The sequence below is a fragment of the Actinomycetota bacterium genome, assembly GCA_030682655.1.
GTDB lineage: Bacteria > Actinomycetota > Coriobacteriia > Anaerosomatales > JAUXNU01 > JAUXNU01.
On sequence record JAUXNU010000170.1, the window covers coordinates 1 to 1,763 of the forward strand.

Here is a 1,763-nt window from a genome sequence, read left to right on the forward strand (position 1 = left end):
AAACGGCGCAACGATGTCTGAAGGACCGGTGACCATGACCCTGAGCGAAGGGTCATCGGAAAGCGCCGTTTCCACTCCGCGCAGTATCTCGGCGGGGGCAGAGTCGCCGCCGACTGCGTCGACGCACACTGTGACGGGACGACCGTCAGCCATGAACGCTCCTCAAAGGTACGCGAACTCAGCCGTTGAGTTCGTCCAGAAGCGCATCGGCGTCAACGGCTGCGGTGAACATCTCGCGTATTCTATCAGCCTTAGAGGGGTCGTGAAGACGTACTCGGCCGAGGAGTCGCTCCATGGCCTCGACGGCGGAGAGCGTATCCATGCCTACGAGGATCATCGGCACCCCGAGATCCTCCGCGCGAGATAGCACGAGCGAACTGGGCGGCAGGTTCCCCGTAAGAACGATGCAGCGCGTGTCGGTCTCAAGTGCCGCGAGCTGGACGTCGCTGCGGTCTCCTCCCGTGATGACCGCTTTGCGAGCCTTGCGCCTGAAGAACCTGAGCGCCTTCTCCTGCCCCATCGCGCCAACCATGAACGATTCGACCGCCTCGTCGAGGCGTTCGTCGGCACACAGGACCGCGCCGTCAAGGGCGTCCACGATTTCCTGAACCGTCACCGATGAGAGCATCGCGTCGTGCGGCATCACGCCGAAGACACGGACTCCGCGCGCTTCCAGGAAGGGCCATATTGCGTCGCGTACGAAGCCGAAGAACGACTCGTGTACCGCGTTGAACACCACGCCGAGCAGGCGATCGCCTAGACAGTCCGCGGCGTAGAGGATGCGGTCGGGCAAGGAGACGCCGTCCGGTTTGTCGACGAGGAGCACTCGCGCGTCGAGGATCTCGGCGAGCTCGCATATGGAGAGACCGACACAGCGAGCCTGAGAAAGGTCGCTGGTGCCCTCGACCACCATGATCTCAGCGCCGGCGGATGCGACGGCGTACGCGGCCCTGACCGTGTCAGAGCGATCTGACTCCGCTCCCCTCACGAGTTCCTCGATTAGACCGCGAGTGCGCACTACCGGGCAGACCGTCTCTAGCGGGACCTGCGTGCACGCGTGGGTGGAGATGTAGGCTGCGTCCTGGTCGGTGAGAACGCCGTCGACCGTGACGGGCATCGTGCCGAACGGCTTGAAGTAGCCGCACGCCAACCCCCGTTGTGAGAAGTCGTTCAGAAGCGCTAGCGAGATTCCGCTCTTGCCCGCGTAGGGCTCCGTCGAAGCGACAATGATCGTTTTCACGCTGTGCCTCCGATGCCGATGCGTACATCCGCGGCCATCGCCCCCTGGCCGACATCTCCGACGATAACCGGATTCAGGTCAAGTTCAAGAATCTCGGGCGTCTCGCTTGCGAGGACAGACACCCGGACAAGGATGTCAGCGAGCGCTTCGAGGTCCGCCGGTCGCTGGCCGCGAGCCCCGCGCAAAAGGCCGAACGAGCGGACCTCCGACAGCATCTCATGAGCTTCGCGGTGTGTGACAGGACAAAGACGGAAGGTGACATCCTGGAGCACTTCGACATAGATGCCACCCAGCCCGAACATCAAAAGTGGGCCGAAGGTCGGATCGCGGTCCACACCGATGATCACTTCGCGTCCGGGCGGGACCATCTTCTGGATGTGGACGCCCCACACCGCCGCCCCGGGCATCCGCTGGCGCACCCCGTCGAGCATCTCGTCGTAGGCACGGGCGAGGGAGGTCTCGTCGGCGATGTTAATCCGAATGCCGCCTACGTCGGACTTGTGAAGGATGTCAGGGCTCACCA

2 protein-coding genes are annotated in these 1,763 nt (G+C 63.5%); both read right to left on the reverse strand.

Features of this window, described 5'->3' with window-relative positions:
* Positions 1 to 178: 178 nt before the first annotated feature.
* Entirely contained in the window at positions 179 to 1,240 is a 1,062-nt protein-coding gene (locus tag Q8K99_10985; GenBank protein MDP2183078.1) for a phosphotransacetylase family protein, read from the reverse strand.
* On the reverse strand, positions 1,237 to 1,763 hold a 527-nt coding region (locus tag Q8K99_10990; GenBank protein MDP2183079.1), incomplete at its 5' end, for an acetate--CoA ligase family protein. The genes Q8K99_10990 and Q8K99_10985, both read right to left, overlap by 4 nt.